This is a genomic window from Pseudomonas sp. WS 5503 (assembly GCF_012985385.1).
GTDB classification, from domain to species: Bacteria; Pseudomonadota; Gammaproteobacteria; order Pseudomonadales; family Pseudomonadaceae; genus Aquipseudomonas; species Aquipseudomonas paracarnis.
This window is the reverse complement of record NZ_JAAQWI010000011.1, coordinates 135,932-160,669: the sequence shown is the minus strand read 5'-3', so window position 1 is coordinate 160,669 and position 24,738 is coordinate 135,932. Positions and strand designations below refer to the sequence as shown.

The 24,738-nt window shown below is 61.0% G+C and carries 20 protein-coding genes; 8 read left to right on the top strand and 12 right to left on the bottom strand.

The genetic code is table 11. From position 1 onward, the window contains the following. Positions 1–33: 33 nt before the first annotated feature. Genes tssG through tssA form a run of 6 tightly spaced genes read right to left on the bottom strand, consistent with a single transcriptional unit; the run spans position 34 to position 6,786 of the window. Positions 34–1,059 carry a type VI secretion system baseplate subunit TssG gene (tssG, locus tag HBO10_RS25660; protein ID WP_034126104.1) on the bottom strand — a complete coding sequence of 342 codons (1,026 nt, stop codon included), beginning with the start codon at positions 1,057–1,059 and terminating at the stop codon, positions 34–36. Next, on the bottom strand, positions 1,023–2,810 hold the full coding sequence (gene tssF, locus HBO10_RS25655; RefSeq protein ID WP_034126105.1) for a type VI secretion system baseplate subunit TssF: 1,788 nt from the start codon (positions 2,808–2,810) through the stop codon (positions 1,023–1,025). The genes tssG and tssF overlap by 37 nt, the downstream gene beginning before the upstream one ends. Next, on the bottom strand, positions 2,800–3,201 hold the full coding sequence (gene tssE, locus HBO10_RS25650) for a type VI secretion system baseplate subunit TssE (protein ID WP_034126372.1): 402 nt from the start codon (positions 3,199–3,201) through the stop codon (positions 2,800–2,802). Before tssE ends, tssF begins: the two co-directional genes overlap by 11 nt. Positions 3,202–3,215: 14 nt before the next feature. Further along, the gene (tssC, locus tag HBO10_RS25645) at positions 3,216–4,694 is read right to left on the bottom strand and encodes a type VI secretion system contractile sheath large subunit (RefSeq protein ID WP_034126106.1); all 1,479 of its coding nucleotides are present in this window, start codon (positions 4,692–4,694) and stop codon (positions 3,216–3,218) included. A 15-nt stretch (positions 4,695–4,709) separates the two neighbouring features. Then, the gene (gene tssB / locus HBO10_RS25640; protein WP_034126107.1) at positions 4,710–5,219 is read right to left on the bottom strand and encodes a type VI secretion system contractile sheath small subunit; all 510 of its coding nucleotides are present in this window, start codon (positions 5,217–5,219) and stop codon (positions 4,710–4,712) included. Between the two features lie 25 nt (positions 5,220–5,244). Continuing rightward, positions 5,245–6,786 (bottom strand): type VI secretion system protein TssA, encoded by a 1,542-nt coding sequence (gene tssA / locus HBO10_RS25635; protein ID WP_034126108.1) that lies wholly within the window; start codon positions 6,784–6,786, stop codon positions 5,245–5,247. Positions 6,787–7,253: 467 nt separating this feature from the next. Here tssA and HBO10_RS25630 point away from each other — a divergent pair, with 467 nt between their 5' ends. Together HBO10_RS25630 and HBO10_RS25625 are read left to right on the top strand one after the other, a co-directional pair. Further along, positions 7,254–7,772: an Hcp family type VI secretion system effector gene (locus HBO10_RS25630; RefSeq protein WP_034126109.1), complete on the top strand. Its 519-nt coding sequence runs from the start codon at positions 7,254–7,256 to the stop codon at positions 7,770–7,772. A 234-nt stretch (positions 7,773–8,006) separates the two neighbouring features. Continuing rightward, positions 8,007–8,495: a hydrolase gene (locus tag HBO10_RS25625; protein WP_034126110.1), complete on the top strand. Its 489-nt coding sequence runs from the start codon at positions 8,007–8,009 to the stop codon at positions 8,493–8,495. Here HBO10_RS25625 and HBO10_RS25620 read toward each other — a convergent pair. Next, positions 8,479–8,961, bottom strand: a complete 483-nt coding sequence (locus tag HBO10_RS25620; protein WP_034126111.1) for a GNAT family N-acetyltransferase — start codon at positions 8,959–8,961, stop codon at positions 8,479–8,481. The two genes, HBO10_RS25625 and HBO10_RS25620, sit on opposite strands and share 17 nt — an antisense overlap. A 118-nt stretch (positions 8,962–9,079) precedes the next feature. Here HBO10_RS25620 and HBO10_RS25615 point away from each other — a divergent pair, with 118 nt between their 5' ends. After that, entirely contained in the window at positions 9,080–9,472 is a 393-nt protein-coding gene (locus HBO10_RS25615) for a hypothetical protein (protein ID WP_052199936.1), read from the top strand. On the opposite strand, the gene HBO10_RS25610 is transcribed toward HBO10_RS25615, so the two are convergent. After that, the gene (locus HBO10_RS25610) at positions 9,462–11,075 is read right to left on the bottom strand and encodes a hybrid sensor histidine kinase/response regulator (RefSeq protein ID WP_034126112.1); all 1,614 of its coding nucleotides are present in this window, start codon (positions 11,073–11,075) and stop codon (positions 9,462–9,464) included. The two genes, HBO10_RS25615 and HBO10_RS25610, sit on opposite strands and share 11 nt — an antisense overlap. Positions 11,076–11,257: 182 nt before the next feature. On the opposite strand from HBO10_RS25610, the gene HBO10_RS25605 reads away from it, so the two are divergent. The 5 genes from HBO10_RS25605 (at position 11,258) to argE (ending at position 15,643) form a co-directional block, all read left to right on the top strand. Beyond that, on the top strand, positions 11,258–11,860 hold the full coding sequence (locus tag HBO10_RS25605) for a response regulator transcription factor (protein ID WP_034126113.1): 603 nt from the start codon (positions 11,258–11,260) through the stop codon (positions 11,858–11,860). A gap of 231 nt (positions 11,861–12,091) precedes the next feature. Beyond that, the gene (locus HBO10_RS25600) at positions 12,092–13,381 is read left to right on the top strand and encodes an NAD(P)/FAD-dependent oxidoreductase (protein WP_034126114.1); all 1,290 of its coding nucleotides are present in this window, start codon (positions 12,092–12,094) and stop codon (positions 13,379–13,381) included. A gap of 23 nt (positions 13,382–13,404) precedes the next feature. Continuing rightward, complete coding sequence (locus HBO10_RS25595; protein WP_014718154.1) at positions 13,405–13,815, top strand: RidA family protein; 411 nt, start codon at positions 13,405–13,407, stop codon at positions 13,813–13,815. 11 nt (positions 13,816–13,826) lie between these two features. Then, on the top strand, positions 13,827–14,504 hold the full coding sequence (locus tag HBO10_RS25590; protein ID WP_034126115.1) for a DUF1028 domain-containing protein: 678 nt from the start codon (positions 13,827–13,829) through the stop codon (positions 14,502–14,504). Further along, positions 14,501–15,643 (top strand): acetylornithine deacetylase, encoded by a 1,143-nt coding sequence (gene argE / locus HBO10_RS25585; protein ID WP_034126116.1) that lies wholly within the window; start codon positions 14,501–14,503, stop codon positions 15,641–15,643. The genes HBO10_RS25590 and argE overlap by 4 nt, the downstream gene beginning before the upstream one ends. Before the next feature lie 115 nt (positions 15,644–15,758). On the opposite strand, the gene uvrA is transcribed toward argE, so the two are convergent. From uvrA to HBO10_RS25565, 4 genes are all read right to left on the bottom strand, one after another. Next, positions 15,759–18,278 (bottom strand): excinuclease ABC subunit UvrA, encoded by a 2,520-nt coding sequence (gene uvrA, locus HBO10_RS25580; protein WP_034126117.1) that lies wholly within the window; start codon positions 18,276–18,278, stop codon positions 15,759–15,761. Then, complete coding sequence (locus HBO10_RS25575) at positions 18,275–19,987, bottom strand: ATP-binding protein (protein WP_034126118.1); 1,713 nt, start codon at positions 19,985–19,987, stop codon at positions 18,275–18,277. The genes uvrA and HBO10_RS25575 overlap by 4 nt, the downstream gene beginning before the upstream one ends. A gap of 100 nt (positions 19,988–20,087) precedes the next feature. After that, positions 20,088–23,159 carry an error-prone DNA polymerase gene (locus HBO10_RS25570; RefSeq protein ID WP_034126119.1) on the bottom strand — a complete coding sequence of 1,024 codons (3,072 nt, stop codon included), beginning with the start codon at positions 23,157–23,159 and terminating at the stop codon, positions 20,088–20,090. Positions 23,160–23,316: 157 nt separating this feature from the next. Next, complete coding sequence (locus tag HBO10_RS25565) at positions 23,317–24,732, bottom strand: DNA polymerase Y family protein (RefSeq protein ID WP_034126120.1); 1,416 nt, start codon at positions 24,730–24,732, stop codon at positions 23,317–23,319. Between the last annotated feature and the right edge of the window lie 6 nt (positions 24,733–24,738).

The following is a 24,738-nucleotide window of genomic DNA, read 5'->3' as shown; positions in this document are numbered from 1 at the left end:
GACAGCGCGCCGATCAGTTGTTGCAGGTCCGCATTAGTCATGGTCATTAATCCCTGATGAATTGTGGGTCAGCGTGACCACGCCATCGGCCTGTTCATGCGCCAGCCAAGTGGTCCAGCCCAGGCGGCAAACTGTGTTCTCACCAATATGCAAGGCCTTGATCTGGCCCTGCGCCAACATCAGGCTCAGGTCGTAGTCCAAGGGGTCCCGCAGGGTCAGGCGCACCAGCGAACGCAGTGGTTGGTAGGCACTTCCGGTGGGCAGAAAATCGTGGAAACGCTCCCAGCACAGCGCCCGGACATGCACCCTGAACTTGCCACTGCGGTCAGCGATGCGGTGCCCCAGAACCAGGTCATCGCCAAGAGCACTATTGGCCCGCCCCAGATGATTGCGCTGCGTCTGGCAGACCTCGACCGTACGTGCAACCCATTGCTCTAGAAACAACGCCTCGTGCATGAAGTAGTAACGCAGGACCGACTCGATCAACGCCGCCGAATGCACCCGTAAGCTCAGCAAGCCAAGGTAAGGCAGCAGGCGCTTGCAATCGACTTGGCAAACGCCCCGTATCGCAGCTGCGCCTAGCCCCATCAAGGCAAACATCTGCTCGGAAAACCTATCGTTGGCACCTGCCCGGAAACACGCCCGATAGCGGTACTTGCGCCAGATCGGCAGCATCAGCCGGTGCAGCCGATGGTGGAACAGGTCGAGGAAATCCCGAGTCGGGTTGCCACCCGAGCGCTCGGCGAATGCCTGCTCACCATAAAACGCGGGCAGTGGTGACCCCGCACCGAATAACCCCAACACATTCAGACGCAGGCGTGCGCGCAATTGGCCCTGTTCCATAAAGAACTCCACCCGGTCAATATCGTGCGCGGCAAACCCGAGACCAGGGTTGGCCTGGAATTCCAACTGGTCGTACAGCGCGTCGTCATCTAAAAGCGGATGGGCCTCGCGCAAATGCTCGATAACCTGCAGAACCGCCTGAAACAACGTGAACTCACGGATAACGCGACAAAGATGAGTCAGAGCTGGGGTTGCTGTCCCATCTGGGATGGCCATAGATACACGTCTCCTTGTGTGCTGATGACCCGCAACTCGTGATACGAATTGAGGCTGGCATAAAGCGCAAAAAACTCATTTAGAACGCAAGCGAATACAAACAGGTCGCCCTGGCCAACAAAGCCCTGGGAATCGACCGTCAGATCGATCCGCACGCCTCGGATGGGCAGCCCGCGGTGCAGGCGATCCACTGGCTCTTGGCGGATGGAGAGCAAGGCGCCCAGTCTTTTCTGGCTGACCTTCAGGGCCTGGCGATCGTAATAACGCGACAAATCGTAGGACTCCAGAATCACTTTCAAGGCATTGATATCGGTCAACGACAAATAGTTGAGCGACATGTTGCTGATGAGCTTCCACAGATAGTCTTGGTCCAGTGGTGGTGCGAAGCTCGCCGTTGGCGCGGTGATGTTGCGGAACGTCAACGACTCCGGCGTCTGCTCACCGGGCAGATTGATATCACCCGCACGCAGTTGGCGCGGCAGGTTGCAATTAGTACAGGTCAGTTCGACCGACAAGGTTTCATGGCCCCGTTCGCGGCGGTTGCCAAACCCCATCCAGGTATCGAGCCCGGCATGTTGAACCGACGAGCGTTGGCGAATGCTGTAGCTGGGCGGTGCCGCTAGGGGCTCAGTGTCGCAGTCATGCTCAAACGACTCGAACGGCACGTAGGTTTGATAGCCCAAGCCACCGGGGCGCCACCCAGTGACCTGATCCACGGAAAAGACGCTGGCATTACCCGGCGTATATTCCCCAGGCACCAAGAGGTACTCATCCTGCTTTCCATCCAGGCGAATAGGAATCGCATCCTGCTTGAACAAGTTGACGATGGGCGTGCAATACAACTTTATGTTGTCCAGGGTGGGACGCTGAGGTTCACGGCCGTGAGTGCGATGTTCAAAGCGCATTACCATGCCATGCGCCTGCCGGAGCAGCTCGTGAGACAGCGTGTGCAGCACACTCAGACCTTCAACGTCGACAAACAGATACTTCTCGGGAAAAGCAAAGTACTCCTGCAGGTGTCGATAACCCCCCAGGGCATTCTGCGGATAAGGAATCAACGCCTGCTCCTTGGAGAATCCCACCGGCCGAACCTGGTCAGCAGCGAGCCGTAGCATCACGGGCATGCCATCGCTGGCGATGATCGGCATACGGTCGTGATCCAGTAACAGCAGGCAGATCCCATCGAGATGACGCAACAGGTTCAGATACAGGCCCTGACTGACATAAGGATCTCCGGCCAGGTGCAAGCGCAGTGAATCAAATGCCAACTCGCTGAAGTTACCTGCGACACTCATGCTCAGGTGCAAATCCAGACGGGCCCCTTCGCCCTGGCTCCGGTATTCCAGGCCACTGAGTTGCAGGGGCATGACATCGGTGGCGTAACATGTACGGAACCGGCAACGCTCGCCGTGGATGGTGGCGCTTTCCACGGCGGTGTCCCGACCCACTCGAACACCGGGACCAGCGCGTTTCAACGGATCGAATTGCAGGATGCTGAAGGCCGGTATCGGCCGCATGTAATGAGGCCAGAGCAAGTGCATCAACGAATGCGTCAACTCCGGCAGTTCGTCATCCAGCTTCTGGCGCAGGCGCGCGGTCAAAAAGGCAAAGCCCTCCAGCAAGCGTTCGACATCCGGGTCCTGGCCAGCCTCGACGAGAAACGGCGCCAGGGCGGGATTGCGCTCTGAAAAACGCCTGCCCAGTTGGCGCAGGGCACTGAGTTCGCTTTGAAAATATCGGTCAAGCGTCATCGGTAAAAACCTCAACCCGCCCGGCATCCGTGAGGCGGGCGTGGAACACCACGGGCTGCAGGATGCCGTCAATGGCCCGCTCAGCCTCGATGGCAAACGCCAACTCCAGGGATTCACGCGCCCCCGGCAACAGCCTGACACGTGCATTCGTCAACCGCGGTTCATAGGCCTGGATAAAGCGCTCGATATGTAGACGCGACTGGCTCAAGGACTCATGCAAGCTAAGCCGCATGTCATTGAGGTCCGGCAGCCCATAATCAGGCAATGTCTTGACACTACCCGCGCGAGTGCTGAGCATTTTCCCCAGATGGGCAGCAATGGACGCCGCCCCGCCCTCCGGGGGCGACGCACCGCATTCGAGGCGTTCGAAAAGGCTGCTGTGCTCTGGCATGCCGTAGCCTCTGCTCATTCTTTATCCAGCTTACCGACCAAGGACAAAGTGAAATCTGCCCCCATGTACTTGAAATGCGGGCGCACAGTCAGGTTGACCCGGTACCAGCCAGGTTCGCCATCGACATCACTGACGACAATGCGTGCAGCTCGCAACGGGCGCCGCCCACGTACCTCGGCACTAGGGTTTTCCTGGTCCGCCACGTACTGGCGAATCCACTTGTTGAGTTCCAGCTCCAGGTCTGTGCGCTCTTTCCATGCGCCCAACTGCTCGCGCTGCAGCACTTTGAGGTAGTGCGCCAAGCGGTTGACTACCATCATGTAAGGCAATTGGGTGCCCAGCCGGTAATTCAGCTCTGCGGCCCTGCCCTCCTCACTGATACCAAAGGATTTTGGCTTCTGCACGGAGCTGGCGGAAAAGAACGCCGCGTTATCGCTGCCTTTGCGCATGGTCAAGGGGATGAAACCTTCTTGTGCCAACTCGTATTCGCGTCGGTCCGATACCAGCACCTCGGTAGGGATTTTGGTTTCGATCTCGCCCATGCTCTGGAAGTGATGCAGCGGGAGGTCCTCGACCGCTCCGCCGCTTTGCGGGCCGATAATGTTCGGGCACCAGCGAAATCGCGCAAAGCTGTCGGTCAGGCGGGTGGCAAAGGCATACGCGGTATTGCCCCACAAGTAATGCTCGTGGCTATTAACCACATTCTCCTGGTAGGCAAAGGTCTTGACTGGATACTCAAGGGGGTCATACGGGGTACGCAACAGAAAGCGCGGTACGGTAAGGCCGATATAACGGGCGTCTTCGCTCTGCCGGAAACTTTGCCACTTGGCAAATTGCGGACCTTCGAAATGATCTCGCAGATCCTTCAGGTCCGGCAGCCCGGTGAAACTTTCCAAACCGAAGAACCCGGGCCCGGCAGCGGCGATAAAAGGCGCATGGGCCATGCTGGCGACGCTGGAGGCGTACTGCATCAGCTTCACGTCGGGTGCGTTGGGCGAGAGAAAGTAGTTGGCAATGATTGCGCCCACCGGCTGTCCGCCGAACTGGCCGTATTCAGCACTGTAGACATGTTTGTAAAGCCCGGACTGGGTGATCTCCGATGAGTCTTCGAAGTCGTCCAGGAGGTCCTGGCGCGAGACATTCAAGAGCTCGATCTTGATGTTCTCGCGAAAATTGGTGCGCTCGACCAGCAACTGCAAGCCTCGCCAGGAAGCCTCCAGTGCCTGGAAGTCCGGATGGTGCAGGATTTCATCCATTTGCTGGCTGAGCTTGGTATCGATCTCGGCAATCATGCGGTCGACCAGGTGTTTCTTTACCGGCTCATCACAGTTATGTGGCTTCACCAGCTCTGCAATGAACGCCGACACGCCGCGCTTGGCGATGCCGTAAGCCTCGTCGTCGGCACTGAGCAAGGTCTGGGCAATGATGTTATCGAGGATGCTGCAGGTTTCGGTGGTTTGTACGAGTTTCGAGCTGTGTTCAATCGTGTTCATGGTGTCAGTGTCCCTTTACTGAAACGGTAATGCTTGAGGGCTGTCCAGCCCCAGTTCGGCCAGGACTCGAGCGCGGGAGTCGTCATTGGCCAATGCCTGCTCGATAGCCTTGCGAAAGTTCGGCGTGTTCCCCAGCGGCCCCTTGAGCGCCACCAGGGCTTCACGCAATGCCATCAGCTTTTGCAACGCCGGGATCTGCTCGACCAGGTTTGCGGGGTTGAAGTCCCTCATGACGTTGATCTGCACCTGGATCGGCAACTCCTCCACATCAGCGGTATCCTGCAGGCGATTGGGTACGCTCAGCGTCAGGCTCAAGGCTTGCTTGGCCAACACCTCGTCAAAGGTGTGCTTGTCGATACCGATGGGCTTGCGATCCTCGAGTTTGCGTGGGTCCGCACGCTGGGAAAAATCTCCCAGCACCAGCAGCTTCAACGGCAGCTCGACTTCTTCCTGGGCCCCACCGACAGCGGGTTTGAAAGTAATATTGATACGTTCCTTGGGGGCTACCGAACCGTCTTTGGCCATGGTGCTTTTCCTTTTTGATGAGGCGCTATTCAAGTACTGCTTCAAGATCGAAATGGCACAACCTGCGATGCAGTGCGTCTTTGCAGTCGCATATGGGCTGGGTTTGTGGCAACAGCTCATAGCAGCGATACAGAAGCTTGCCGACTTGCAAGGTCAGCGCCGGCTCCCAACTTTCCAGGCCTGTGCGCTGTAATTGAAGGTCGAGTTCTTCCAGCTGAAGCCTGGCCAGCTCATGCTTGCCAGCCGCCACGCACAACCTGGCCAGCGCCAGGCGCCAATGAAAGCGCGCTCGATCACCGCACGCCGCCTGCAGCCCTTGCTTGAGTACGGCCACTGCTGCCTTGAGGCCGTCCTTTCGCAGGCAAGGCATCACCGCTTGCAATGTGGTCTCCCAGGGCTGCGTGTCACTGTCGGCGACAACATGGGAGGGCTCGGGCTTGTGCACGTGACGCATCACATGCAGCGCGATCCACTCACCTGTCGCAGGGTCGGCAAAGGGGGTGCCGTCGTTGAACCGATATTCAGGCAGGTGCGGCAGGCGCTGCAGCAGCAGAGCCAAATGCATCTCCAGTTCAGTCATGGCCAGGTTTGCATGCAAGGCGTCCAGGCACTCCCAGACCATGCGCAAACCATCCAACCAGAACAACGCACCCGCCAGGCTTACCTCAAGCTCAGGCAACAGATCGGCGTGATGGCCTTGGCTGAGACGTTCTTGATAGCGCTTGCGCTTGTCCGCGACCAACGGGCGCAACGCCGTTACTCGCTCACTGTTGGCGTCGGGATAATTGACGAGCATCAACCACGCCAAGGTTCGACCCAGGCGCAAGGCACGCAGGTCGGTTGCGTCCTGGCGCAACCACCAGGCACATAACGGGCGGGCCTGCTCCTGTAAAGTGCGCAGCAGTCTGTGCGCGTCTTTTTCGTTATTGATCGGTTGCCCGGGACTCAGCAACTGAGTCGTCTGCTTGACCTGGGCAATGACGGTCGCTACACCGCCAGGTTCGGACACACCCTGCGCCAAGCGCTCCGACAATTGCCGGCGAATCGGCAGCAGCAAAGGTGCATCGCTTCCAAGTTGTTCGCCCCATAGCTGGTCGAGACATGCCAGGTGTTCCAACAGGGCCTGGAATAAAGGCCGTTGATCGCTGAGCGACGGGTTGAGTGCAAACGCTTGCTCAAGGCGCGACACCAGCCAGCCAAACGCCGCAGCACGGGTTCGTAGCTTGCCAGGGTAAACCTGCTCCCAATGGAGTTCACACAGGTCACGCAGCAAACCGAGACCGGCCAGCAATCCAGCAAATGAATCACGTTGATACAGGGCCCAGACCAACCAGACGGCGACGCGTAGATCCTTGGAGTGATCACGCAGCAAATGCTCGCTGATTTCGCTGACCTTCTGCCAATCCGGCTGGCCCGCAACATGGATAGACTGGGCTTTGCCAAGCTCGGCCTCCAGCGCTTCAAACTCGCTCGAAAAACGCACGTCACTACCAACAAAACTGCTTGAGCAACATGCTGTCCGTGCAAGCTTGCGGTAATGAACATAAAGTTCTTCTGAATAAGCCATTTTGAGTTGCACACATCCGTCCGAGGTAAATAGGAGGACTTAACGCCATTGTCGAAACGCCCTTGAACTTCCATTAAAAACTCATCGAAGTGAGTGAACCTTAGCCACGACAAAAACAATCAGCAAGTAACGGAACGGAACTTAAGAAACGTCCTACACACCCAACAAATAAAGGAATGCGCAACTATTTGCGCACCTCTTCATCGAAAAATCCACGCTTTATCTCCGACAGCCGCGCATTTACAACTTATAGGGCATGAGCAACTAAGTGCGCGCAGGCGTGAAACTAATAGCGCTGAAATCCACCTACCGCTCGACAATAAGCTCTCAACAAACGAACACAGAGCCGCCTTCGTCTTTATTTCATTGGCTTTCATACTTTCAGGCACGCTTCTTGTTATAGGCCTCTGCCCCTTCAGCGCTTTTGCTGTTCGGCAATCCTACTCAATCAGGCAAGGAAACCCGTCATGCCAACACCCGCGTATCTCTCCATCACCGGTGTCAAACAAGGTTTGATTACGGCAGGCACATTTACTCAGGACTCGGTAGGCAGCATTTATCAGGAAGGTCATGAGGACCAGATACTGGTACAAGCATTTGCTCACCAGGTGATCATTCCTCGCGACCCGCAATCTGGCCAGCCAACCGGTCAGCGCGTGCACAAACCGCTGATGATCAGCAAGGTTTTCGATAAATCCTCACCCTTGCTGTTCAGCGCCCTGACTACCGGCGAAGAAGTGTCCTGCCGGTTGGAATGGCTGCGCAACTCTTCCTCCGGGACCCTGGAGCACTATTTCACCATTGAACTGGAAGGCGCGACCATCGTGGACATCCAATCGCGCATGCCCAACTGCCAGGACCCCGACAACGCCCACTTCACCCATCTGGAGGACGTGCACTTCAGCTATCGCAAGATCATCTGGACTCACGAGGTCGCCGGGACGTCCGGTTCGGACGACTGGCGCAGTCCAGTGGCCGGCGGCTAAGCAGGGCGATAGGGCCCCGCTAACGAGGTGCCGAGTAATGGGGCAAGAGCGTTTTGCTTGATTTGCCGCTTTTGCAAAGTGAGCCGCCGTCATTGCGGAACCCTAGGTGGCCGTTACCTGAATAACGGATATGTACGCGGTCTGATCTGACATCTGGTCGGCTATCAGGCCGCTTTCGCGAGCAAGCACGCAGTTTTGTTATCCTGGCGCTCCCGCCCACACGGACGCGCGCGTATGCACATCGACCCGGCCTTCATCCTTCGCCAGACCGAGCACTGGCAGCTCAACCACCACCTGGCGTCGAAGCTGCCGGGCTACCTGATGCTTGGCGCCAAGGTACCGGTTGACTCCCTCGCTGACATGCCAGAAGCCGCACTGGCCGAAATGGGCGGTTTGCTCGCCAACATCCAACGAGTGATGCAAGCCCAGCTCCAGCCGAAGTGGCTATATATCAGCCGCTACGGACATATGCCGGGTTTCCCGCTGCACTTTCACTTCATTCCTGTCTATGACTGGGTGGAGCGAGCGTTCTGGCAGGACGAACGCTACCGCTCGCTGTACGCTTTCGGTACGCCGCCCCTCGAACCCCTGACCGATGGCGCTGAACTGACCCTGTTTGTATGGCGAGAGTTTGGCGAGAGCCTAACCCCGCCGCAGGTTCAAGGGCCAGGGGTGGCGCAGGTGATCGAGCAATTGCGCGCTGCATTCAAGCGGGACTCATAACGCGCAGCCGCTTCACCATCGGCACACACGCCAGCACCAACCCGGACGGAGAGCGATACACCGCCTGCTCATCGCCTACATACCCGCACGCTCTATAAAAACTTACCGCATTCAAGGTCGCATCCAGCACAACCTGTTCAATCGCTTGCTGGCGTGCCACGCATTCCAGATGAGCAAGCATTGCCTTGCCAAGGCCTTGCCCCATGTAAGCGGGCAATACAAACAAGGCCCCTATTTCACCGTCGGCAAGATCGAGCATACCGGTGACGACGGGCTCGTCATTCAGCCAGCCCATGTAGAACTGTTTTTCCATCAACACGCTGTAGCCATCGCTGGCGTGACCTCGGGTCCAGAGCGCCATTTGCTCAGCGCTGTAGGCGCCAATGCATTGGCCGCGAATGGCCTCGCGTCGAATCTCGAACGCACGCTCGGCGTCATCCGGCGTGGCACGTTTTATCTCCAGCATCGTGAACTCCTTCCATGACCTCAAACTGCCACTAGCCCATTTGTGCTAATCGACCCCACCCCACGGCGGCGCTATATTCCGCGGCACTTCCAACGTTCTCACCCACACCGCGCACTCAATGCGCGCGGGTTCTTTGCGCGTTGGAAAAACCAAAACAACCCCAAGGAAGAAGCACCATGAACTCCACTCCCCTGTCACTCGCCTTGCCCTGCTGGGCGCCTTGATCATCGGCGTCGCCGGTTGCAGCAATATCAAGCCCACCGAAGATCATCTCAAGAAGCTCTCGGAAACCAATCTGGGCGAGCCGGTAAAACGTATTTCCAATGTGCGCAGCGACTCCATGACCACCTACTACGTCGCTAACACAGCCTCCGGCGAGTACAACTGCTCCGTGCCCAGCGGTGCGAGCGGCGGCGCGTTCGCGATTGCCAGCTTCGGCCTGATGAAGCCCGCGGCCTACTGCATGCCCAAGGGCGCCAAAGGCAATGGGTTGACGCCGTTCATGCAGTAATTTTTTCCTGACTGAGCTCACGCAGGGTGCCGCGCAGCTCCGCAGGGCGTACCGGTTTGGAGAGGATAGCGATCTGCCGATCATGCAACGCGGCCTGGATTTTCTCCACATCGTGCCCGGTGAGGATCAGCGCTGGCACCGCCCAGCCGCGTTGTTCGCGTAGCTGGTCGATGCATTCAATGCCGGTGGCATGGTTGCCCAGATCGTAGTCGGCAACGATGATGTCGCAGTCGCTGACCAAGCCCTGCCCCGTGGACTCGGCCTGCACCTCGCACCCCCAGCGCTCGAGCAAAGCTTGGGTGGCGAGCAGCACGTTGTAGTCATCCTCCACCAGGCACACTTTCAGACCGCTGAGCAGACCGGCCTGGCGAGCATCGTCACGCACTGCCGGTTGACGCGGCGCGGTGGCCAGGGCCAGGCCATGCAGACTCACTGAGGTGCCATGGCCCACCCGCGAACGCAGACTCACCTGCAACCCCATCAACTGCCCCAGGCGCTTGACGATGGACAGCCCAAGGCCCACGCCTTCAACGTCCTTGTCACGCAGTTGGCGCACGCGATAAAACTCTTCGAAGACCTTTGACAGATGCTCCCTGGCAATGCCCCGCCCCTGGTCGTGCACCTCCACCACCAAGCCGTTATCGCGAACACGCACACCGATCAGCACTGGTCGTTGCGCGCCGTATTTGAAGCAATTGGAGAGCAGGTTCTGCACCATCGTTGCCAACATGGCCGGGTCGACCAGCACCCAGTGAGCGCAGGCGCGCAAGCGCAACTGCACTCCAGCCCAACGCGCAGCCTCGGCGTTCTGGCGCACCAGGTCGGCGAGAAAGTCACCCAGGTGAATCACTTGGTATTTGGGCAACAGGCGTCCGTTGTCGAGGGTGTAAAGGTCGAGAATCGAACGAAACAATTGCGACACGTTAAGCAAAGAGCGGTCGATATTGTCCACCAGGCGCTGTTCGTCCTCCCCCAAGCGGGCTTCGCGCAAGCAGGCGGTGAACAGGCCGATGGAGTGGATCGGCTGGCGCAGGTCATGGCTGGCCTGGGCAAGAAAGCGCGACTTTTCCAGGTTGGCGGCGATGGCTTGCTCGGAAGCCTTGCGTGTGCGCTCCAACAGGATATGGGCGTACACCGGGATCACTGTGCTGGTGATCATCAGCATCAGCATCATGAAGGGTTGCGCCTGCCACAGCGGCGTGAGTTGGTACACGATCAACAGCGCCAGCAACGCCAGCCCCGTCGCGATTGCCAGGTAGCGCGAACCGTAGCGCATGCCGTTGCCCAGGTTCACCCAGACCATCACCGCATACAGCGGCAATGCCGCCTCACCGCCCATCACCAGGCCGAACGAAGTGCCCGTGTAGTCGTGGATCATGCCGAAGATCCGCCGCGCCGGATAATGCCCAGGCCAGCGTGCGATCACCTGGCGCAACACGATGGATGCCAGCAGGAACAGCAAGATATACAGGATCACCGGCAGATAGGTGTCCAACGACTGCCCAGGCAAAAAGCCCAGCACGCCGATGTAAACGATAGCGATGCTGGCCACCACGATGCGCAGATTAGCCTGATCGAGTTCGGAGTTGGTCTCGGGGCTCATCGTCATATCCTTGACCTATCATCTGTAGGAGCGAGCTTGCTCGCGAAAAAACATCAGCGACAACGCGTTTGACCTGGAAGTACGTGGTGCCTGGGCGTGTTTCGCGAGCAAGCTCGCTCCTGCGCCGACAGTAAATAAAGTAGCATGCCTCGACACAACCTGGCCCCAGGAAGGAGCTCACCATGACCGGCCGGATCATCATCGCCGACGACCACCCCATGTTTCGCGAAGGCATGGCGCGCACCGTGCAACGCTTGCTGCCCGACGCCCAGGTGCAAGAGGCCGGCGACCTGGCCACGGTGAATACGTTGCTGCGCGAGGCGGGCGAGGTCGATACCCTGATCCTCGATTTGCGCTTTCCCGGCCTGACCTGCATCAGCCAACTGGCCGAACTGCGCCAGCAACTGCGACGCACCACCTTGGTGGTGGTGTCGATGGTCGACGACCCTGCGCTGATCGAACAAGTCATGGCTTTGGGCGTCGACGGTTTTATCGGCAAGAACATCGCCCCGGATGAGATCGGCCAGGCGCTGCTGGCGATACGCGCCGGCGAAGTGCTGGTCAAGTTCGCGCCGTCGGGCCTGCTGCCGCTGGACACTCATACCCTTACCACCCGCCAGCAGGAAGTGTTGCGCCTGATTGCCCAGGGCAAGACCAACAAGGAAATCGCCAAGGCCCTGGATATCTCGCCGTTTACCGTGCGCATTCATGTGTCCTCCCTGCTGCGCAGTCTGAAGGTACCGTCGCGGGCGGCGGCGGCGGTGAAGTACTCCGGAGAGCTCTAAGCTGTTTGTAGGAGCGAGCTTACTCGCAAGAAACCCACAGGCGCCGCGTTGACTCAGAAAATACGCGTTAGCGTTGACGTTTTTCGCGAGCAAGCTAGCTCCTACAGCCCCCTCTGCATCCGATATTTATGCTCAATTCCCAACTTAATAATATTTTATTAATCACCGCCCGCCCCCTAACTTGACGTCATGCCCAAGCTGAATCCAACTGCATTACGCAAGGACAGACACATGACTCAAGCAATAACAAAAATAGACACGCTGGTGGTGGGCGCAGGTCAGGCTGGCGTGGCCATGAGCGAGCATTTGAGCAAGCAAGGCGTGCCGCACCTGGTGCTGGAGCGCAGCCGTATCGCCGAGCGCTGGCGCACCGGGCGCTGGGACTCGTTGGTCGCCAACGGCCCGGCCTGGCATGACCGCTTCCCCGGTCTGAAATTCGACGACGTCCCTGCCGATGGCTTCGCGCCAAAAGAGCGGGTCGCCGATTACTTTGAAGCCTATGCACGCAAATTCAATGCGCCGATCCGCACTGGCGTGGACGTGACGTCAGTGGTACGTAACATCGGCCGCCCCGGCTTCACCGTGCACACCAGTGAAGGTGTGATCGAAGCCAACCGCGTGGTCGCCGCCACCGGTCCATTCCAGAAGCCCGCGATTCCAGGCATAGCGCCTACAGGCACAGCACTGCACCAGATCCATTCCGCCGACTATCGCAACCCTGGGCAACTGCCGGCGGGCGCCGTATTAGTGGTGGGCGCCGGTTCTTCCGGCGTACAAATCGCCGATGAACTGCAGCGCGCCGGTCGCCAGGTTTACCTGTCGGTTGGCGCCCATGACCGCCCGCCCCGCGCCTATCGCAACCGGGATTTCTGCTGGTGGCTGGGGGTTTTGGGCGAGTGGGACCAGGCGGCGATGAAACCTGGCCGTGAACACGTGACCATTGCTGTGAGCGGCGCCCATGGCGGCAAGACCATCGACTTCCGTGAACTGGCCCAGCAAGGCATGACCCTGGTTGGCCTGACCCAAGCCTTCGACGGCACGGTGGCGACGTTCCAACCCAACCTGGTGGAAAACCTGGCACGCGGGGATGAGAACTACCTGGCCCTGCTGGACGCGGCCGACGCGTATGTCGAACGCAATGGTCTCGACCTGCCCCAGGAGCCCGAAGCACGTCGCGTGTTTCCCGACGCTGAATGCATCAAGCAGCCAATCCTGACGCTGGACCTGGCCGAAGCAGGCATCACCTCGATCATCTGGGCCACCGGGTTTGCCGTGGACTACAGCTGGCTACAGGTGGACGCTTTCGACGCCGCCGGCAAGCCGCAACACCAACGTGGTGTATCCAGCGAAGCCGGCATCTACTTCCTCGGTTTGCCATGGCAATCGCGGCGTGGCTCGTCGTTTATCTGGGGGGTGTGGCACGACGCCAAATACGTAGCCGACCATATTGCGATCCAGCGTCAGTACCTCGAGTACCGCGAAACTGCGCCGGTTGCCCGCCAGCCCCCTGTCAGCGCCTGATCACTTTTTCCTGGAGTTTTTTAATGCCTACTCACACTCGCATCCGCATGTTCAACACCAAAGAAACCTATCCCAACCAGAGCCTGGATAACGACCTGTGCCAGGCCGTGCGCGCCGGCAACACCGTGTATGTACGCGGCCAGGTGGGCACTGATTTCGATGGCAACCTGGTGGGCCTCGGCGACCCTCGGGCCCAGGCCGAACAGGCGATGAAAAACGTCAAGCAACTGCTCGAAGAAGCCGGCAGCGACCTCAGCCACATCGTCAAAACCACCACCTACTTGATCGACCCACGCTACCGCGAGCCGGTGTATCAGGAAGTGGGCAAATGGCTCAAGGGCGTATTCCCGATTTCCACCGGGCTGGTGGTCTCGGCCCTGGGCCAGCCGCAGTGGCTGATGGAAATTGATGTGATCGCGGTTATCCCAGAGTAAGGAGGCTAGCCATGACCTTTTCAATCGTTGGCCGCTGCGCGGAAACCGGCCAGTTGGGCGTTGCCATCAGCTCATCAAGTATCGCCGTAGGCGCTCGCTGCCCATGGCTGCGGCCCGGCGTGGGCGCGGTATCGACCCAGAACATCACCTTGCCGGCCCTCGGCCCAGACGTGCTCGACGGGCTGGAACAGGGCCTGGCCCCAACCGATGCCGTGGACAAAGCACTCACCCGCAACGGCTACAGCCAGTATCGGCAACTGACGGCGATAGACCACCTGGGCCGCAGCGTGCATTTCAGCGGCAGCCAGACCCTGGGTACCCATCACGCGGTATCGGGCGAGCAATGCGTGGCGGCGGGCAATATGCTCGCCGACCGTGAAGTCATCACCGCGATGGTCTCGGCCTTTGAACAGGGCGAAGGCCAGCTCGCAGACCGGTTGCTGGCAGCGATGCATGCCGCCATCGCCGCCGGTGGCGAAGCCGGCCCGGTGCATTCCGCCGCGCTGGTGGTGGTGGGCGAGTTGACTTGGCCGATCATCAACTTGCGCGTGGATTGGGCCGACGAAGCGCCGATTGGCGAATTGCAAAAACTCTGGGACGCCTACCGCCCACAGGTACAGGACTATATCGATCGCGCCCTCGCCCCCGACCGCTCCCCCGGCTACGGCGTGGCCGGAGACGAGCGATGAGCCGCAGCCGCGACCTGCTGGAAACGCTGGTGGGCTTCGACACCACCAGCCGTGAGTCCAACCTGCAGTTGATCGAGTTTGTGCGCGATTACCTGGCCGGGTTTGGCATCGCCAGCGAGTTGGTCTACAACGCGCAACGCACCAAGGCCAACCTGTTTGCCAGCGTCGGCCCGGTTGAGCTGCCAGGTATCGTGCTGTCGGGGCATACCGACGTGGTGCCAGTGGATGGGCAACCCTGGACCCTGCCGCCGTTCACGTTGACCGAGCGTGACGGCAAGCTGTTCGGGCGCGGCACCGCCGACATGAAGGGGTATATCGCGTGCGTACTGGCGTTGGTTCCCGAACTGGTCAAAACGCCGTTGCGCCTGCCGGTGCATATCGCCCTGTCCTACGATGAAGAAGTCGGATGCCTGGGCGTACGCTCATTGCTCGCTGTTCTGGAACAGCGCCCGGTGAAACCCATGCTGTGCATCATCGGCGAACCGACCGAACTCAAACCGGTGTTGGGTCATAAGGGCAAGTTGGCGATGCGCTGCGACATACAGGGTCAAGCATGTCATTCGGCGTATGCGCCCTCGGGGGTGAATGCGATCGAACATGCCGCCGATCTGATCTGCGAACTCGGGCGCATCGGCCAGCGCTTGCGTTCGCACCAGGACCCACGTTTCAACCCACCTTTCAGCACGGTACAGACCGGCCTGATCAGTGGTGGCAAGGCATTGAACATCGTCCCGGCCGATTGTCGCTTTGACTTTGAAGTACGCGCCCTGCCCGCCTCGGACCCCGCTGAAGTCGCTCAAGAACTGCAAGCGTACGCCATGCAGCAGGTACTGCCGCGTATGCAGGCGGTCAGCAAGCAGAGCTCCATTCGGTTCACAGAGCTGTCGGCCTACCCGGGGCTGGTCACGGATGAGCACAGCCAGGCGGCGCAGCTGATTGCGGCGTTTTGCGGCTCGCAAGCGTTCGGCACCGTAGCGTTTGGCACCGAAGGCGGGCTGTTTGATGCGGCGGGCATTCCCACCGTGGTATGCGGGCCCGGGAGCATGGAGCAGGGGCATAAGCCGGATGAGTTTGTGAGCGTAGCGCAGTTGGCGGGATGTGATGCCATGTTGGGGCGCATGCTGGACTCGATCCGCTGAGCCAAACACTGCTTCCACAGACAATGCAAATGGATCGTGTTGGATCAGGCAGATAGGGGTCGGCTGGGGGCCATCATCGCAGGCAAGCCAGCTCCCACAAAAGGCCAGCCTCCAGTCAGACCAGCTCCCGAGCAAGAAACGGCGCAGTCCGGCTGGTCTTGCTCTTGGCCACTTTCTGCGGCGCCCCACACGCCACGACTCTCCCGCCCAAGTCCCCTGCTCCCGGCCCGATATCAATCACCCAGTCACTTTGGGCCACCACGCGCATTTCATGCTCCACCACAACCACCGTATGCCCCGCATCCACCAGCTGGTTCAGTTGGCTGAGCAAACGATCGACATCCCTGGGGTGCAACCCGGTGGTCGGCTCGTCCAGCACATACAAGGTGGCGCCCCGGGCATTGCGTTGCAACTCGGTAGCGAGCTTGATGCGCTGTGCCTCACCGCCCGACAACTCGGTGGCCGGCTGCCCGAGGCGCAGATAACCCAGGCCGATATCGCGCAGCACGACTAACGAACGCAGGATGCCCGGCTGCTCGGCAAACACCTGCACCGCTTGCTCCACCGTCAACCCCAGCACCTGGGCGATGTTCAAGCCCTCCCATTTGATCGCCAGGGTGTCGGGGTTATAGCGCGCGCCATGACAGGTCGGGCATGGCGCGTACACGCTGGGCATGAACAGCAATTCAACGCTGACAAAACCTTCACCCTCACAGTTCGGGCAACGGCCCTTGGCGACGTTGAAGGAGAACTGCCCGGCATCGTAATTGCGTTTCTTGGCCGCTGGCGTGGCGGCAAACAGTTTGCGCACGTTGTCGAACAGCCCGGTGTAGGTCGCCAGGTTGGAACGCGGCGTGCGGCCGATGGGCTTCTGGTCCACCTGCACCAGGCGCTGAATGTGCTCGAGCCCGGCGCTGATGCGCCCGCCACTGGCTTGCGGTGCAGCATCTTCCAGGCTCGGTTCGTCGTCGCTTTCCAGCACACGCCCCAGGCCCGTGCCCACCAATTCCAGCAGCGCCTGGCTGACCAGGCTGGATTTGCCCGAGCCGGAAATCCCCGTCACCGCGGTGAAACAGCCCAGCGGGAAATCCACGTTCAAATCTTTCAGGTTATTTCGCGTCACGCCTTTGAGCTTCAGCCAACCGGCCGGCTCGCGGCTTGGCACATTGGCCGGGCGAGGTGAGGCAAACAGGTATTCGCGGGTCTGCGAGGCCTCGACATCCGCCAACCCTGCGGGCGGCCCGCTGTACAGCACTTGCCCGCCATGTTCGCCGGCAGCCGGGCCCACGTCGATCAGCCAGTCGGCGCGGCGCATGGTTTCCAGGTCATGTTCCACCACAAACAGCGAATTGCCCGCGGCCTTCAAACGATCAAGCGCAGTGAACAATGCTTCGCCATCCGCCGGGTGCAGACCCGCCGAAGGCTCATCGAGCACATAAATAACGCCGAACAACTGCGAGCCTAATTGGGTAGCCAGGCGCAGACGCTGCAGCTCCCCGGACGACAAGGTCGGCGTACTGCGCTCCAGGGACAGATAGCCCAGACCCAGTTCGATCAAGGTGTTGACCCGTTCGAGCAGGTCCTGGGCGATGCGCTGGGCCGCCAGGCGTTTTTCCACCGACAGCTTCATCGTGTCCTGCCCCGCGGCCACCGGCTGCAGCAACTCGGCCAATTGCGCCAGGGACAATTGCGACAGCTCACCGATATCCACCCCGGCAAACTTCACCGACAACGCCGCCTGGTTCAGGCGTTTGCCCTCGCACAATGGGCAAGCACTGCCTTGCATGAACTGCGACACGCGCTTTTTCATCAGCGCGCTTTGGGTGTGGGCGAAGGTGTGCAGGATATAGCGCCGAGCGCCGCTGAAGGTGCCTTGGTAGCTGGGTTCGAGCTTGCGTTTCAACGCCTCGCGGGTCTGCTGCGGGGTGAAGCCGGCGTACACCGGTACGGTGGGGGTTTCTTCGGTGAACAGGATCCAGTCGCGCTGCTTTTTCGGCAGCTCGCGCCACGGGATGTCCACGTCATAGCCCAGGGTCACGAGGATGTCGCGCAGGTTCTGGCCCTGCCACGCCAACGGCCAGGACGCCACTGCACGCTGGCGGATGGTCAACGACGGATCAGGCACCATCAGCGCTTCGGTCACTTCATACACGCGGCCCAGGCCGTGGCATTGCGGGCACGCGCCCTGGGGCAGGTTCGGCGAGAAGTCCTCGGCATACAACATGGCCTGCCCTTTCGGATAGCGGCCGGCGCGGGAATAGAGCATGCGGATCAAGCTCGACAAGGTGGTGACACTGCCCACCGACGAGCGCGCACTGGGTGTACCCCGTTGCTGTTGCAGGGCCACGGCAGGCGGCAAGCCTTCGATGCTGTCTACGTCCGGCACGCCGACCTGGTCGATCAAGCGCCGCGCATAGGGCGCCACCGATTCGAAATAGCGGCGCTGGGCCTCCGCGTACACCGTGGAAAACGCCAGGGACGATTTGCCGGAGCCAGACACGCCGGTAAACACCACCAGGGCGTCCCGGGGAATATCCACATCGACATTGCGCAAATTATGTTCACGGGCGCCACGCACCCTGACAAAGCCCGTTTGCCGGGCGGTGAGCGGTGGGATGTTGCGCTGTGAAGTCATGGGCAACCTTGTCTTGCGCTTAGCACCCTGCGCACGCGTTGGGTCAGGGCATCGGGGCTGTAGGGTTTGCTCAGCAGGTGGATATCGGCGCTGAGCAGATGATTGGAAGACAGAATGTCGCGGGTGTGGCCCGAGGTAAACAGCACCGGCACCGGCGGGTTCTGCGCGCGGGCCCAGGTGGCCAGGTCGGTGCTCTTGACCCGACCCGGCATCACCACATCGGTGAAGATCAGGTCCGGCGACACGCCGCGCTGCAATACTTGCATCGCGCGGTCGCCATCCTCGGCGGTCAGTACGGTATAGCCCGATTGCTGCAGCAACTCGACCACCGTCAGGCGCACGCCTTCGTTGTCCTCGACCACCAGGATGGTTTCCTGGCCGCCGCCTTGCAGGTCCGCATCACTGTAGTCGTCGAAGCATTCAGGCTCCAGGCAGTGGGGGAAATACATCTGCACCACCGAGCCCTTGCCCTCCTCGCTCCACATGTCCACGTGCCCGCCACTTTGGCGCACAAAACCGAACACCATGCTCAGGCCCAGGCCGGTGCCGTGGCCTTCGCGCTTGGTGGTAAAGAAGGGTTCGAATGCGCGCTTGAGCGTCGCCTCGGACATGCCCACGCCGGTGTCGGCCACTGCCAGGCGCACGTACTCGCCGGGCTTGATGCTTTTACCGATGCAATCGTCCGGGTTGAGGATGACGTTTTCTCCGGTGATACGAATCACACCCTCGCCCTGCATGGCATCCCGGGCGTTGATCGCCAGGTTGAGCAGCGCGTTTTCCAGCTGGTTGCGGTCGACATTGATGCACCAGGAGTCCTGGGGCAGTTGCACGTCGATATGAATGGTTTCCCCCAACGCCCGTTGCAACAGCTCGCCCAGGCCAGCGTAGATGCGCTGCGGGTTGTACACCGCCGGAGACAAGGGCTGGCGACGGGCAAAGGCCAAAAGTTGCGACGACAGCTTGGCCCCTCGCTCCACGGCGGCGATGGCCGCGGTGACGCGACGTTGCACCTGACAATTGTCCGGCTCATGCCGGGCGAGCAAATGCAGGTTGCCGGCGATCACTTGCAGCAGGTTATTGAAGTCATGGGCCACGCCACCGGTCAGGCCGCCAATCGCTTCCAGCTTCTGTGACTGGCGCAACTGGTCTTCTGCGGCAGACCGCGCCTGCACTTCAGCGGCTACGCGTTGCTCCAGATTATGGGTGAGCTCCTGGCGCACCCGCTCGGACTTCACCAGTTCGGTGGTTTCCACCACAATCGCCAGCACCCCGGCCGGCTGTTGGTTGTCCCCGGCCACGGGGCTGTAATAGAGGTCCAGCCATACGCTTTCCGGTTGGCCGTGACGCGATAACACCAGCTCCTTGTTATTGAACGACAAGGTACCGCCCGCCAGGCACGTATCCACCACATGCCGATTGAACTCGGCCACCTCCGGCCAGCCCAGTTCTACCGGAGTGCCCAAGAGGTAGGGATGGCGCCCGCCGGCAAATACCGAATAGCTGTCGTTGTAGATCATGTACCCCGCCCGCCCCCACAGCATCACCATCGGCACGGGTGAGGCGAGCATCATTTGCACGGTGCAAGCCAGGCTCGTGGACCACTGATCCAAGGGGCCAAGGTCGGTACTTGACCAGTCAAACGTGCGAATCCGCTGGGCCATTTCGCCGGCCCAGCCTTCACAGCCATGGGGGTTGGATAAAAATTGCATGATTGGGCTCTGTGCAGGGACAAGACAGTCGCAAGTTTTGGAGCGCGCCAGCGGTGGATGGTTTCATCCTGAGCACAGAGGAATGCACAAACCCCTGGAACTAATGAAAATCCCGGCTGCGCACCACCATTCCATCCAGCAACGGCGTCAAATCGGTGAGGCGCCCCGCGATCAAATGCCGCACCTCACCTACCGCCTCCCAACGACCGTCCACCTTGAGCAAACGCGAGCCCACCAGCGCCTGGCGCTGACGCTCGGCCAGGTCGCGCCAGACCACCACATTGAGGTTGCCGAACTCATCTTCCAGGGTGACAAAGGTCACGCCGCTCGCCGTGCCTGGGCGCTGGCGGCCAGTGACCAGCCCGGCGATGCTCACGTTGCGCCCATGTTCCACCGCCAGCAACTCCTGGGAACTGCGGCAGCGGCGCCGGCGTAACTCGGCGCGCAATAGTGCCAGGGGATGGGGCCCCAGGGTGGTACCGAGGGTGGCGTAATCGGCGTGCAAATCTTCGCCTACCGTGGGCTCGGGTAATGCCACCCGCGTTTCATCGGGGCTCGGCAGCCCGGCAAACAAGCCCAGTTGCTGATGCACACCGGCCACGTCCCAGCGCGCCTGATGGCGGTTGCCGGCCAGGGCGCGCAAGGCCCCGGCATCCGCCAGCAGCGCCTGGGCACGCGTATCCAGCCCGGCGCGCGCGTCCAGGTCAGCGATGTCATTGAACAGCCGCTGCTGCCTCGCCGCTTCGATACGCCGCCCGTCGTCCTCGCGAAACCCCGAGATCATGCGCAAGCCCAGGCGAATCGCCGGTTGCTGGCCGTCGATGGGCTCCAGGCTGCATTCCCAGTCGCTGGCCTGCACATCTACCGGGCGGATCTGCAAGCGATGGCGCCGGGCGTCCTGCAGGATCTGGTCCGGGCTGTAGAAGCCCATGGGCCAGCTGTTGATCAGGGCGCAGGCAAAGGCCGCCGGCTCATGGCATTTGAGCCAGCAACTGGCATAGGTCAGCAAGGCGAAACTGGCGGCGTGGGACTCCGGGAAACCATAGCTGCCAAAGCCCTTGATCTGCTCGAAAATCTGCGCGGCAAAGGCTTCGGTGTAGCCATTCTTCAGCATGCCGGTGCGCAGGCGCTGCTGATGGGGCTCTAGGCCGCCGTGGCGTTTCCAGGCGGCCATGGAGCGGCGCAACTGGTCGGCCTCGCCGGGGCTGTAGTCGGCGGCGACCATGGCGATTTGCATCACCTGTTCCTGGAACAGCGGGATGCCCAGGGTGCGTTTCAATACGGCCTCCAGTGCGGGCGAGGGATAGGTTGTGGGCTCTTCATTGTTCCGCCGACGCAAGTACGGATGCACCATGCCGCCCTGGATCGGCCCAGGCCGCACAATGGCAACCTCGATCACCAGGTCATAAAACGTCTGCGGCTTGAGCCGGGGCAACATCGACATCTGCGCCCGCGACTCGATCTGGAACACACCGATGGTGTCGGCCTTGCTGATCATGGCGTAGGTGGCCGGGTCTTCCTTGGGAATCGTGGCCAGGCTCAAGTCCCGGTGGCGATGTCGGCGCAGCAAATCGAAGCAGCGGCGGATCGCGCTGAGCATGCCCAGAGCAAGGATGTCCACCTTGAGCAAACCGACGGCGTCGAGGTCGTCTTTGTCCCACTGGATAATGGTGCGCTCGGCCATGGCCGCATTTTCCACCGGCACCAGGGTGTCCAGCGGGTATTCGCTGATCACAAAGCCGCCAGGGTGCTGGGACAGGTGCCGCGGAAAACCGATCAGTTGCTGGGTCAACGTCAAGACACGCCGCAGCAGTGGGCTGTCCGGGTCGAAGCCGCTTTCACGCAGGCGCTCCAACGGCGGCGCCTCATCGCTCCAGCGCCCGCAGCAATCGGCCAAGGCGTTGATCTGGTCCGCCGGCAGCCCGAGGGCCTTGGCCACATCACGTACCGCGCCCGTGGCATGGTAACTGCTGACCACCGCCGTCAAGGCTGCACGGGTGCGGCCATAGCGCTGGAACACGTATTGCAGCACCTCTTCGCGGCGCTCGTGCTCAAAATCCACGTCGATGTCCGGCGGCTCGTTGCGCTCTTTGGACAGGAAGCGCTCGAACAGCAGGTTGGTAAGGCTCGGGTTGATTTCGGTGATGCCCAGGGCAAAACACACCGCCGAGTTAGCCGCCGAACCACGGCCCTGGCACAGGATCGAACGGCTGCGGGCGAAACGCACGATGTCATGCACCGTAAGGAAATAGCTTTCGTAACCCAGCTCGCTGATCAGCTGCAGTTCACGATGGATTTGCTGCAAGGTCTTGTCGTCGATGCCTTCGGGCCAGCGCTGGGCGATGCCTTCTTCGGTGAGGGTGCGCAGCCAGGATTGGGCGTCATGCCCCGCGGGTACCAGCTCGCGTGGATAGTGATAACGCAACTGGCCGAGGTCGAAGGTGCAGCGCCGCGCGAGGGCGAGGGTTTCATCCAGCAAGGCCTGGGGGTACAGCGCCGCCAGCGCGTCGAGGCTGCGCAGGTGGCGTTCGCCATTGGGGTGCAGGCGCGTGCCAGCTTCGGCCACCGGCACGTGGTGACGGATGGCGGTCATGGTGTCTTGCAGGGCACGGCGGCCTCGCGCATGCATATGCACATCGCCGCAGGCCACGGCAGGGATTTGCAGGCTGTGGGCCAGTTGCAAGCGCTGTTGCAGATGGCGCGCATCGTCCTGCCCACAGTGCAGGTGCACCGCCAGCCACAGGCGCTGGTCGAAGGTGCGGCGCAGCCAGTCGAGGCTGGCCTGGGTGTCGCTGTCTTGCGCCACCCACAACGCCAACAGGCCGGGCAACGGTTGCTCGAAATCTTCCTGTAGCAGGCGATAACTGCCCTTTTCAGCCCGACGCCGGGCCAGGGTGATCAGCCGGCACAGGTGCTGGTAACCGCTCAGGTTCTCCACCAGCAGCACCAGTTTCGGGCCATTTTCGATGTGCATTTCGCTGCCGATAATCAACGGCAAGTCCACGGCTTTGGCGGCTTGCCAGGCACGCACGATGCCTGACAGCGTGCATTCATCGGTGATCGCCAGGGCGCTGTAGCCTTGGCGCTTGGCGCGCTCGAAAAGCTCCAGCGCACTGGAGGCACCACGCTGGAAGCTGAAATTGGACAGGCAGTGCAGCTCGGCATAATTCATGCGCCCCCACCCCCTGTTGTAGGAGCGAGCTTGCTGTGGCGAGGGAGCTTGCTCCCGCTGACTGCGCAGCAGTCTCCGGCTTTTATTGGGGGCGCTACGCACCCCAGCGCAAGCAAGCTTGCTCGCCACAGTAAGTGCGCTCCAGCTGAGGGGATGCTCATGCAAACCACCCTTGCAACCACAGCCCATCGCCTTGCCCCACCGTGCGATAGGCCCAACCCTGCTGGCCGGCGCGGGTCTGGACCAGGTAATAGTCGCGGCGAACATCGGCGCCATCCCACCAGCCCGATTCAATGCGCTCCGGACCCATCAGGATCTGTACGCCGTGTTCGGCCAGCAAGGTCGGTTGCGGCAATAACCAGCCTGGGCGGCGGACCTTGTTCAAGCTCGGGCACGCCTGGTGGTCGGTCGCAGCCTGCCAGGCGCATTCGGGGCGATGGTCGGCCTGAAAACGCAGGCCCTGCACCGCCTCATCCCCCAGGCGTGCACGCAGGCGTTCGCGCAACTGTTCCCACGGCAGGGTTTGTTGCGGGCGGTCGTCGAACAGGTCCTGGCGTTGCGGCACGAAGACCGGCAAGTCCTCGGCCACCAGGCGCACACCCCGCACCGGCGCGGTGACCTGTACCTGCTCCAGGCGCCCACGGGCCAGTTCGAACAACATTGAAGGCTCGCGCTCGGCGCTGAGCAGGCCCACCTTGATCACGCTGTCTTGTGCCTGGGCGTGTTCCAGGTGCAGGTCAAAGCGCTGCACGCCACTGTCGCGGCCGCACAGGAAAGCGGACAGGTCGCCGGTCAAACGCCGCAAGGGGAACAACAGCGCCTGGTGGGATTGCACATCGAAATTCAACTCGATGCGTGCATCGAACTGGTCGGGCGGTTGATAAAAATCCAGGGCCAATGGCCGCTGCCCGCTCAAGGCGTCGAGGTGCTTGAGCAGGCTGGCGTCAAAACGTCGCGCCAGGGTATGCCGGGGCAAGGCCTGCACCTGGGCTAGGCTGCGCAGGCCCATGCGCGACAAGGCGGTGGCGGCCTGGGGTTCAAGGCCTGCACGGTCGACAGGCAGAGACGCCAGGGCCTGCATCAGGGCGCTGTCATCGGCCACGGCCAGTCCGTCGTAGCCGTTTGCCAATATCCGCGCCGCCGCCGGGTTGGGCGCAGCGACGATGCGATGACGAAAGCCAAGTTCGGTCAGCTCTTTGCGCAAACGCGCCTCAAGTTGCGGCCAGGGGCCGAACAGGCCCAGGCTCGATTCGATCTCGAACAACAAGGCCCGTGGGTAATACAGGCTGACTTGGGAGCTGAATCGGTAGGCCCAGGCGGCCAGAAACTGCTGCAGGCGCTCGATCTCCAGCGGGTCGTATTCGACACAGGCAAACTGCTTGACCAGGGCATGGGCTGCCGTCAACGATTGCCCGGGGCGCAGGCCCAAGGCGCGTGCGGCGGCGTTGACGGTTTGCAACACGCGCCGCTGCGGCGTGCCGGCCAGCAGCGCCAGCGGCTGCTCGGGTTCGGGGTGCACACGCTGTGCCCCGTCCAGCGCCAATTGCGGGAAGACAATACACACCCAACGCATGGCAAC

Bases quoted from the DNA above. Each gene is read 5' to 3' on its own strand.
- tssG (WP_034126104.1), bottom strand. From the start codon at position 1,059: ATGGCCATCCCAGATGGGACAGCAACCCCAGCTCTGACTCATCTTTGT.
- tssF (WP_034126105.1), bottom strand. From the start codon at position 2,810: ATGACGCTTGACCGATATTTTCAAAGCGAACTCAGTGCCCTGCGCCAA.
- tssE (WP_034126372.1), bottom strand. From the start codon at position 3,201: ATGCCAGAGCACAGCAGCCTTTTCGAACGCCTCGAATGCGGTGCGTCG.
- tssC (WP_034126106.1), bottom strand. From the start codon at position 4,694: ATGAACACGATTGAACACAGCTCGAAACTCGTACAAACCACCGAAACC.
- tssB (WP_034126107.1), bottom strand. From the start codon at position 5,219: ATGGCCAAAGACGGTTCGGTAGCCCCCAAGGAACGTATCAATATTACT.
- tssA (WP_034126108.1), bottom strand. From the start codon at position 6,786: ATGGCTTATTCAGAAGAACTTTATGTTCATTACCGCAAGCTTGCACGG.
- HBO10_RS25630 (WP_034126109.1), top strand. From the start codon at position 7,254: ATGCCAACACCCGCGTATCTCTCCATCACCGGTGTCAAACAAGGTTTG.
- HBO10_RS25625 (WP_034126110.1), top strand. From the start codon at position 8,007: ATGCACATCGACCCGGCCTTCATCCTTCGCCAGACCGAGCACTGGCAG.
- HBO10_RS25620 (WP_034126111.1), bottom strand. From the start codon at position 8,961: ATGCTGGAGATAAAACGTGCCACGCCGGATGACGCCGAGCGTGCGTTC.
- HBO10_RS25615 (WP_052199936.1), top strand. From the start codon at position 9,080: ATGCGCGCGGGTTCTTTGCGCGTTGGAAAAACCAAAACAACCCCAAGG.
- HBO10_RS25610 (WP_034126112.1), bottom strand. From the start codon at position 11,075: ATGAGCCCCGAGACCAACTCCGAACTCGATCAGGCTAATCTGCGCATC.
- HBO10_RS25605 (WP_034126113.1), top strand. From the start codon at position 11,258: ATGACCGGCCGGATCATCATCGCCGACGACCACCCCATGTTTCGCGAA.
- HBO10_RS25600 (WP_034126114.1), top strand. From the start codon at position 12,092: ATGACTCAAGCAATAACAAAAATAGACACGCTGGTGGTGGGCGCAGGT.
- HBO10_RS25595 (WP_014718154.1), top strand. From the start codon at position 13,405: ATGCCTACTCACACTCGCATCCGCATGTTCAACACCAAAGAAACCTAT.
- HBO10_RS25590 (WP_034126115.1), top strand. From the start codon at position 13,827: ATGACCTTTTCAATCGTTGGCCGCTGCGCGGAAACCGGCCAGTTGGGC.
- argE (WP_034126116.1), top strand. From the start codon at position 14,501: ATGAGCCGCAGCCGCGACCTGCTGGAAACGCTGGTGGGCTTCGACACC.
- uvrA (WP_034126117.1), bottom strand. From the start codon at position 18,278: ATGACTTCACAGCGCAACATCCCACCGCTCACCGCCCGGCAAACGGGC.
- HBO10_RS25575 (WP_034126118.1), bottom strand. From the start codon at position 19,987: ATGCAATTTTTATCCAACCCCCATGGCTGTGAAGGCTGGGCCGGCGAA.
- HBO10_RS25570 (WP_034126119.1), bottom strand. From the start codon at position 23,159: ATGAATTATGCCGAGCTGCACTGCCTGTCCAATTTCAGCTTCCAGCGT.
- HBO10_RS25565 (WP_034126120.1), bottom strand. From the start codon at position 24,732: ATGCGTTGGGTGTGTATTGTCTTCCCGCAATTGGCGCTGGACGGGGCA.